Source organism: Victivallis sp. (assembly GCF_048170485.1).
In the GTDB taxonomy this organism is placed as follows: domain Bacteria; phylum Verrucomicrobiota; class Lentisphaeria; order Victivallales; family Victivallaceae; genus Victivallis.
Window position 1 is genome coordinate 1 of record NZ_DBEXAY010000012.1, and the last position, 8,303, is coordinate 8,303.

Consider the following 8,303-nt stretch of genomic DNA (forward strand, 5'->3'; position numbering starts at 1 on the left):
GGCAGCGCGATTCTTCTGCTCTCCTCCCACATCAAGTGGATGCTCGAAAACCGGCCCGCCCAGATCTGGGCGTTCTTCTTCGGGCTGGGGGTCGCTTCGATCTTCGCCGTGTTCCGCCGGGTCTCCAAATGGACCCCCGGATGTGTCATCGCCGCACTCATCGGCGCGGTCGGCGCCTGGATCATCGTCGGACTTCCGCTGCTTCAGAATCCGCCCGACGGCCTCTGGTACATCGCTGTCTGTGGCGCGGTCGCCATCTGCGCGATGATTCTCCCCGGTATCTCCGGTTCGTTCATCCTTGTTTTGATGGGGAAATATGAACATGTGCTCGGAGCGGTTCACAACCTGAAAAGCGGAACCGATCTCGTGCCGAACCTGCTGACGCTCGGCGTCTTCCTCTGCGGCATCGTCATCGGCATCTCCTCCTTCGTGCGGCTGCTGAGCTGGCTCTTCCGCAAATATCACGACCTCACCGTCGCACTGCTGATCGGCTTCATGGGCGGCTCGCTCCGCAAGGTGTGGCCGTGGAAGGGGCCGGATGAACTCCGCAACGTCCTGCCGGAAGAGTTCGACGCCGGCGTCATGGCCGCCATCGGGCTGGCGGTGTTCGGTTTCGCCCTGGTGATCGTGCTGGAAACCATCGCCGGAGAGCTGGAGAAAAAACGTTCCGGAGGAGCACAGTAACATCATGCATCCGGTTCTCTTTCAGATCGGCGGATTTTCACTCCGCAGTTACGGGCTGATGGCGGCGATCGGCTTTCTGCTCGCCGCCTGGCTGATCGGCAGGACCCGCAAATATGCAGCTATGTCCGCCGATCAGGCGTCCGCCTCGCTCTTCGTCGCGATGATTGCCGGAATCGTCGGGGCGAGAATCTTTTACGTCGTCCAGTTTTTCCACCAGTACCGGGATCACCTCTGGCGGATCATCCGGATCGATCAGGGCGGACTGGTGTTCTACGGCGGTTTTCTGCTGGCAATCGCGTCTCTCTGGGTCTTCGCCCGCCGTCAGAAACTCGACATCGTGCGCATTCTCGACGCGTACACGCCGGCGATCGCTCTGGCGCACGCCTGCGGCCGGATCGGCTGTTTTCTCAACGGCTGCTGTTACGGAAAGCCGACCGAACTTTTCTGGGGCGTCCGCTATCCGGCGGGCAGTGAAGCGGCGCTCCGTTATCCCGGCGCGGCGCTGCATCCGGTGCAGTTGTACGAGGCGGGCGGGCAGTTTCTGCTCATGTTTTTCTACCTCTATCTGTTGCGCCGGGCGCCGCGCGGCGTGGCGATGTCCTGCTATCTGATTTTTTACGGTACGTTCCGCTTTCTCAACGAGCTTCTGCGGGGCGACAATCCCAAAGTATTCGAGTTGTTCACTCCTGCCCAGCTGATCGGGCTGGCGGTCATTCCGGCCGGCGTCCTTCTGCTGGTGTATTTTCTGCGCCATGGCCACAAAAAAGCTTGAATTTTCCATCACGGCCGAGGAGGCCGGCACCCGGCTCGACCGCTGTCTTTCGCGGTTGATTCCCGGCTCGTCGCGCTCCTATCTGCAGAAGCTGATACGCGATGGCATGGTGCGGGCGGATGGCGCTGCGGTCGATATTCCCCGCTACCCCGTCCGGGCCGGAATGCGGATCGAGGTCGATCTGCCGGAGGAGAGCTCCCCGGAACCCTCTCCGGAGCCGTTCGACTTCCCGATTCTCTATGAGGACGACGCCATGCTGGTGATCGACAAGCCGGCCGGAGTGGTGGTTCACCCCGCCGCCGGCAATCCCGCCGGAACGGTGGTCAACGCCCTGCTGGGGCGGTATCCGCAACTGGCGGAGGAGCTCGCCTGCGGCAATTCGCGCCCCGGCATCGTCCACCGGCTGGACAAGGATACCTCCGGCTGTCTGGTGGTGGCCAGAACCGCGTCGGCGCAGTTCAAACTTTCCGGCTCGTTCGCCGGGCGGGAGACGGCGAAGACCTACCTCGCCCTGGTGCGCGGGGTGCCGAAGCGGCCGTCGGGGGAACTTTCGAACCTGATCGGCCGCCACCCGGTCAACCGGAAGAAGATGGCGGTGGTCGAGCGTTGCGGGAAAATTGCGATCACCCGCTACCGGACGGTGCGTACCGGCACGATTGACGGCGTTCCCGCCGCGTTGCTGAAGGTGCGGATTCTGACCGGGCGCACCCATCAGATCCGGGTCCATCTCGCGTCGATCGGTTATCCGGTGCTCGGAGATGCGCTCTACGGCGGCGCCGGGGTGTCGATCGAGGGACTCTCCCGGCAGATGCTTCATGCGTGGAAACTGCGGGTGCCGCATCCGGTTTCCGGGGAGGCGATGGAGTTCACCGCTCCGATTCCGCCGGATTTTAAGAATCTTCTTGACCGCATGGTGCCCGGTGACGGAGAAAATTCCGCAAAATGAAGAAGAAAACCGCGAAAAATCGGCGAGATATTCGAAAAAAAATTTGGAATAATCGCAACGATATGTATATTACTTAAAAAGATGCAACCGGAAGTTAAATGATATTGCAGGTAATCATATGGCAGTTACTCCACTGAAGATCAAGTTTGGAAAGCTGATTAAGGATTATTTGCGCAACGCCGATATCCGGCAGAAGGATTTGGCGGTCCGGCTGGATATTTCCGCCGCCGCGGTTTCGCAGATAATTCACGGCAAAATCGTGCCGAATCAGAAGCAGCTCGATACGATTTGCGAGATGATTTCGCTCGATCGGACACGGGCATTTGAACTCAATTCACTGCTTTCACGCATCCGGACCGGGGCGGAGAACATGCTTTCTCCGTTCAATCAGCTGATGTTTGCTCTCCGCTGTCAGCGGGGGCTCTCGCTTCGCCAGCTCTCCAACCTCTCCGGCGTGCCGGCGTCGCACCTCAAGGTGTTTGAAACCTGTTTTGAGGCGATTCCGACGCTGGACGAAGCCAACAAGATCGCTCCGATTCTGGGGTGCACGTCGGCGGCTCTGCTGCAGAGTGCCGGGGTGGGCGGTTTGACCGGCGCGGCGAATGAAGCGCTCGACAACGCGTTCAGCGAAGTGGCGGAAAACAGCGCGCCGTACCGCGCGGAACAGCAGATTCCGCTGCTGAACCTGATCGATCTGGATGCGTATGACGGCAGCGGTTCCTTTGCCGCCTATGCCCGGCGCCGGGCGACGCGGACCATCGATATGCCCGGTGTCACGGTCGACGATTCGGTGGCGATTCAGGCCAGCGGCCGCGATCTTGCGCTCGGCCTGCCCGGCTCTCTTCTGGTGCTGGTCGCCGACCGGCGCCCGGAGGGGTACCGCGAGATGAGTCTCTGCCGGGATGTCGCCGGTAAATACCTGATTCAGGAGATGCGCCGCGGCCGCCGCAAGGCGTTCCGGCTGGCCGGCACCCGCCGGACGTTGGAGGAGGTGGCGTGGGAGCTGCCCGTGCTGGAGATCACGGTGCGTCCTCTGAAGGCAGGGGGCAAATGAGAGGCGGTTTCGGATGTTGCTGCGGCCTGATGGCCGGCTGTCTTACGGCAATTCTGCTGGTGGCGGCGATCGGATTCGGGCTCTATGTCTATTTCAATCCGACGGCCCGCAAAGAGGGGCTGAATGCCGCGGAGAGCGCCTGGACGCAGGTCAAAACGGGGGTGGATGACACGCTCGATCGTGCCAGAAAGCAGGGCGAAGCTCCGGCGGAGCCGCCGGTGTCGCCACCGGAACCGGTTGTGCCGGTGCCGATTGTTCAACCTTGATGAAGTGTTTTCGTGTATGAATGTCTGGATCTATGTAATCATCCTTGCCGTCGTGCAGGGAATCGCTGAATTTCTTCCTGTCAGTTCCTCCGGTCATCTGGCCGTGCTGGGAGCGTTGTTCGGGTTCCGGGAGGATCGGAGCCTCGCGCTCGGAATCGTGCTGCACGCCGGGTCGCTGCTGGCGATTCTGGTGTTTTACTTCAAGACACTGCTGGGCTTTTTCCGGCGGGAGCAGTTCCACCTGCTGCTGATGGTGATTGCCGGGACGATTCCGGCGGGACTGGCGGGCGTCGCGCTGAAGCTCTCCGGAATGGATGAGAAACTCTTCGGCGAACCGGTGATGATCGGGCTGGCATTTCTGATCACCGCCACGCTGCTGCGGCTTTCGGAGAAGCCGAAACTGATCGTCCGGCCGGAGGCGGAGCGGGATCTGCCGCCGACGGCGCTGGAGGCGATTACGCTCCGGCAGGCGCTGGTGGTCGGGGTGAGCCAGATGTTTGCGATTCTTCCCGGTCTGTCGCGTTCGGGGACGACGATTACGGCGGGAATTCTCTCCGGCGTGGAGCGGAGCGCGGCCGGAACCTTCTCATTTCTTCTGGCGATTCCGGCGATCGGCGGCGCGGCATTTCTCGAGCTGGTCAGCCTCTGCCGCGATGGACTCCCGGTGGAGGAGGGGGGCGTGACGCTGCCGATGATGGCGGCGGGGCTGCTGATCTCCGCGCTGGTGAGCTTTTTCGCTCTGTCCTGGCTGACCCGGCTGATCCGGCGCGGGCGGCTCTCGGTGTTTTCGTGGTATTTGTATGCAATCGGCATCGCCGTCATTCTCTGGCAGATCGCCGTTATGGCAAGGAGATAGTGGATTATGTTCAAACTTTTCTTTCTGGGAGCCGGCAAGATGGCGACCGCGATCGCGGGCGGCATCGTCAAGGCCGGGGTGTTTCAAAAATCCGAACTGGCCGCCTTTGACGTATCGGCGAGAGCGGCGCAGGAATTTGAAGAGAAAACCGGCGTCCATTGTTACAGTGGCGACGCTCTGAACGAGGGCATTGCGCAGGCCGAGGCGGTGCTGCTGGCGGTGAAGCCGCAGGTGCTGGCATCGGCGCTGGAGCCGCTGGCGGGAGCTCTCGCCGGGAAGCCGGTCATATCGATCGTGGCCGGTGTGCCGATTGCGCGGCTGACGGCGTTGACCGGTTCGGGGCGGATTGTGCGGGTTATGCCGAACACCCCCGCGCTGGTGGGCGAGGGGGCGGCCGGTTACTCGCTCGCTCCGGAAGCGCAGGCCGCCGACGGTGAGCTGGCGAAGCGGATTCTCTCTGCGGTCGGCGTCGCCATGCAGGTGGAGGAGAAATATCTGACGGCGGTGACGGCGCTTTCGGGCAGCGGTCCGGCCTATGTGTTTGAATTCATCCGGGCGCTGTCCGACGGCGGAGTCGCCGAGGGGCTGCCGCGCGATGTGGCGACGCAGCTGGCGATTCAGACGGTGCTGGGTTCGGCAGCGATGGCGAAGGAGACCGGGATCCATCCGGCGATACTGAAGGATCAGGTGACCAGTCCGGGCGGAACGACTATCCGGGCGCTGGAGGTGCTGGAGGACCGGGCGTTTGCCGGTGCGGTGATCGCGGCGGTCCGGGCGTGTGCGCGGCGCTCCGAGGAGCTCGGGAAGAACTAGGAATGCGGCGGTGAACGACCGGCCGAGGAGGTTATGGATGAAAACGCTCGAACAGGCTTCCGGCGTGCTTACCGTTGTGATGCCCGCCTATAACGAGGAGGGGACGATCTGTGAGATCGTCAACCGGGTGCTGGCGCGTCCCGAGGTCGGTGAGCTGGTGATCGTCAACGATGCATCGAAGGACGGCACCTGGGAGAAACTGCAGACGTTCCGGGAGAATCCGCGGGTGCGTCTGCTCAATCAGGAGGTCAATCAGGGGAAGGGCGCGGCGCTGATCCGGGGGTTTCGGGAGGCGCGGAAGCCGTTCGTGATGGTGCAGGACGCCGATTTCGAGTACTCCCCCGAGGATTACCCCATCGTGCTGGCACCTCTGGTGGAGGGGAAGGCGGATGTGGTTTACGGCTCCCGCTTCATGGGGACGCCGGGGCAGGTGCGCTTTTTCCGGCACGAGATGGGCAACAAGGTGCTGACCTTTTTCTCCAACTTCTTTTCCGACATCCATCTCTCCGACATGGAGACCTGTTACAAGGCGTTCCGGCGGGAGGTGATTCAGAATTTGATTCTGGAGTCGTGCCGGTTCGGCATCGAGGTGGAGCTCACGGCGAAATTGGCCCGCTCGCGGCGGTTGCGGATCTGGGAGGTGCCGATCTCCTACAATCCGCGCCGTTATGACGAGGGGAAGAAGATCGGCTGGCGCGACGGCGTGGCCGCATTCTGTCACATCGTCCACTACAACGTATTTACCACCGACGCGAAGTGCTTCGTCCGGCCGTGGGACGAGGTGCTCGGCGCAAAATAAAATTCTACCGGTTTCCCGTCGGAGCGGCCGGAGTGCTGTCCTGAGCAAGCGGCAGCACCAGCGTTTCCGGACGCGGGCCGTGGACGGTGCGGAACTTTCCGTTTTCCTGAACGGCGAGGATGTAGTCGTCGGGCGGAAGTTCCGACAGGCCGGTGAGCACGCCGGCCGGACCGGACGCCTTGCCGAAGAGCAGATTGCGCTCTCCCTCCTCCAGAAATGTCGCGATGGCCGCGGTACTCTCCAGGCGGCGCCACTTCTCCGCCCGGTTTTCCGGCGAGAGATGAACGGCGAAGCACTCGTCCCCTTCCGGCAGGATCAGGATGCCGTAGGATTGCGAGAAGAGCGGCATCAGAATGCCGTCGATCACCAGTGCCGTATACGGGTCGGAGGTGACCCGGACCGTGCCATCCTGTTTTCTGCCTGCGGGTGCGCCGGATTTTTCCAGCAGAAGCTGTTCCAATGCCGGTTTTGCGGTCGGAGAGTCGCCGCGCAGCCGGTTGGGATTCGGGTTGCCCAGCAGACTTTCGCCCAGCGGAAAGAGATAGTTGTGCCGCACGCCGGCCAGTTCCAGCAGCGTCGGCGCCAGGTCGAATGTCTTCCCTTTGACGGTGATCCGGCGGGGAGCGCCGGCGTTGAGGGCGAAGGCGAGCAGACGCCGGTGCGGGTTCTCCCGCAGGAGGTCGGAGGTGGTGGCGCCGTTCATGGCGAGGTGGTCGGTGACGACGAAGAGCACCGTATCCTTCCAGGCCGGCTGGCGTTTGAGTTGTTCGACGAATTCCCCCAGCGCCTGATCGGTGCGGTGAATGGCGGTGAGCAGCTGGGAGGGGTCTTCGCCGGGACGGGCGTAAACCGGCCCATCCGGCGCAACGAATCCATTGGGATGATGGGCGTCAATGGTCAACAGTGCCAGCAGGAACGGCTGACCGCGTTCGCTTAGAACCCGGTATTTTTCCGCACCGATGCGGAAGAGCATCGTATCGCGACAGCCGCCCCATTCGCCTTCAAATCCGAGCTGTTTTCTCACCCCGGGGGGGAGGGCCTCCGCTGCCCAGAGGTCGTCGTAGCCGAATTCAGAGAGCATCACGCCCGCTCCGGCGAAATTGAGCGAGGCGCTGTTCATGAAACTGAGAAAGTATCCTGCCTTTTTCAGTACGCCGGGCAGTGAGCTGAGGCGGTTGCCGACGGCCGGATTGACACCGTCGTTGCCGAGCCTGCCGGCGAGCTGGAGGTCGGTGAGGTCGTAGCCGGACTGCGACGCGAACAGGGCGCCGAAGGTGAAGGTCGCGTATTCCGAGGGTTGAATCTCTTCGAAGACAATGGCCTCTTCCAGCAGTTTGCGGGTATTCGGCATCAGGTTGGGGAAGCGTTCTTCATCCAGGTAGCTGTTTTCGGTGCTTTCGAGATAGACGAGGACCAGATTTTTCCCCGGCAGGGCGGTGACGTCGTCCCGGTCCGGAATTTTGCGCTTGATGCCGAAGCGGGAGTAATCGCTCTCGGTCACCGCGGTGTCCTGGCGCGTCAGCGGGCGGATGACCCAGAAGCGGAACGCTTCCCCTGTCGGCGTCGGCAGAAAGAACAGCAGAAGCAGGGCGACGCCTCCGGCGGGGAGGGCGATTTTCCGGCGGAACTGCCCGGGACTTTTCCGGTTCAGCAGTCCGACGGCGACGGCGGAGAGTACAAGATAGAAGACCGCCGCGAGCGCGGCCCACTCGTAGTCGGACATTCCGTAGCGCAACGTGTTGAGAGAGAGATGCAGGGCGAATTCGTAGCTGAAGGTTTTTCCGCTGATCATCCAGGCGCAGCCCTCCGCCAGAGTGAGGAGCTGGACGAAGAACATCACGCCTCCGGTGAGGACGGCGCGGCGCCGTTTCCAGCTGTCCGGGAGCAGGGCGCCGGCAAAGGCGACCGCTCCCGCTCCGACGACGGCGGAGAGCAGGGCCCACAGGCAGCGGTCGAAAAGTTCGGCGGTAAAGAGGGCGCTGATGACACCGGGAATCAGAAGAAACAGCAGCGCTGCGAGGTATGCGACAGGACCCATGACGGTTTTCTCTCTCTTTTTCGGAACCGGGACTTGAAAAACAACGGAACCGTGATATCTTTAGTATCTGACTTT

Annotated in this window: 9 protein-coding genes; 8 read left to right on the plus strand and 1 reads right to left on the minus strand. The window is 62.2% G+C overall.

All coding sequences use genetic code 11. The annotated features are described in order from the left end of the window. From ACMLHG_RS00610 to ACMLHG_RS00645, 8 genes are all read left to right on the plus strand, one after another. The coding region (locus tag ACMLHG_RS00610) for a DUF368 domain-containing protein (protein WP_417169188.1) at positions 1-684 on the plus strand (684 nt) is incomplete at its 5' end. Positions 685-688: 4 nt separating this feature from the next. After that, positions 689-1,456, plus strand: a complete 768-nt coding sequence (lgt, locus tag ACMLHG_RS00615) for a prolipoprotein diacylglyceryl transferase (protein WP_417169189.1) — start codon at positions 689-691, stop codon at positions 1,454-1,456. Beyond that, a complete protein-coding gene (locus ACMLHG_RS00620) occupies positions 1,437-2,402 on the plus strand; it encodes an RluA family pseudouridine synthase (RefSeq protein ID WP_417169190.1) in 966 nt (321 codons plus the stop codon). Before lgt ends, ACMLHG_RS00620 begins: the two co-directional genes overlap by 20 nt. A gap of 118 nt (positions 2,403-2,520) precedes the next feature. Further along, positions 2,521-3,456, plus strand: a complete 936-nt coding sequence (locus ACMLHG_RS00625; protein WP_294436568.1) for a helix-turn-helix transcriptional regulator — start codon at positions 2,521-2,523, stop codon at positions 3,454-3,456. Continuing rightward, positions 3,453-3,722, plus strand: a complete 270-nt coding sequence (locus tag ACMLHG_RS00630) for a hypothetical protein (protein ID WP_294436567.1) — start codon at positions 3,453-3,455, stop codon at positions 3,720-3,722. Before ACMLHG_RS00625 ends, ACMLHG_RS00630 begins: the two co-directional genes overlap by 4 nt. 16 nt (positions 3,723-3,738) lie before the next feature. Further along, positions 3,739-4,578: an undecaprenyl-diphosphate phosphatase gene (locus ACMLHG_RS00635; protein WP_295809684.1), complete on the plus strand. Its 840-nt coding sequence runs from the start codon at positions 3,739-3,741 to the stop codon at positions 4,576-4,578. A 6-nt stretch (positions 4,579-4,584) separates the two neighbouring features. Next, the gene (gene proC / locus ACMLHG_RS00640; RefSeq protein ID WP_295809687.1) at positions 4,585-5,391 is read left to right on the plus strand and encodes a pyrroline-5-carboxylate reductase; all 807 of its coding nucleotides are present in this window, start codon (positions 4,585-4,587) and stop codon (positions 5,389-5,391) included. Positions 5,392-5,428: 37 nt separating this feature from the next. After that, positions 5,429-6,190, plus strand: coding sequence for a glycosyltransferase family 2 protein (locus ACMLHG_RS00645; protein WP_294436564.1), 762 nt, complete (start codon positions 5,429-5,431; stop codon positions 6,188-6,190). Between the two features lie 4 nt (positions 6,191-6,194). On the opposite strand, the gene ACMLHG_RS00650 is transcribed toward ACMLHG_RS00645, so the two are convergent. Then, on the minus strand, positions 6,195-8,228 hold the full coding sequence (locus ACMLHG_RS00650; protein WP_295809693.1) for an LTA synthase family protein: 2,034 nt from the start codon (positions 8,226-8,228) through the stop codon (positions 6,195-6,197). Between the last annotated feature and the right edge of the window lie 75 nt (positions 8,229-8,303).

What these genes read in the sequence shown, in the direction of transcription:
- lgt (WP_417169189.1), top strand. Translation starts at nt 689, where the DNA reads ATGCATCCGGTTCTCTTTCAGATCGGCGGATTTTCACTCCGCAGTTAC.
- ACMLHG_RS00650 (WP_295809693.1), bottom strand. Translation starts at nt 8,228, where the DNA reads ATGGGTCCTGTCGCATACCTCGCAGCGCTGCTGTTTCTTCTGATTCCC.
- ACMLHG_RS00635 (WP_295809684.1), top strand. Translation starts at nt 3,739, where the DNA reads ATGAATGTCTGGATCTATGTAATCATCCTTGCCGTCGTGCAGGGAATC.
- proC (WP_295809687.1), top strand. Translation starts at nt 4,585, where the DNA reads ATGTTCAAACTTTTCTTTCTGGGAGCCGGCAAGATGGCGACCGCGATC.
- ACMLHG_RS00645 (WP_294436564.1), top strand. Translation starts at nt 5,429, where the DNA reads ATGAAAACGCTCGAACAGGCTTCCGGCGTGCTTACCGTTGTGATGCCC.
- ACMLHG_RS00630 (WP_294436567.1), top strand. Translation starts at nt 3,453, where the DNA reads ATGAGAGGCGGTTTCGGATGTTGCTGCGGCCTGATGGCCGGCTGTCTT.
- ACMLHG_RS00625 (WP_294436568.1), top strand. Translation starts at nt 2,521, where the DNA reads ATGGCAGTTACTCCACTGAAGATCAAGTTTGGAAAGCTGATTAAGGAT.
- ACMLHG_RS00620 (WP_417169190.1), top strand. Translation starts at nt 1,437, where the DNA reads ATGGCCACAAAAAAGCTTGAATTTTCCATCACGGCCGAGGAGGCCGGC.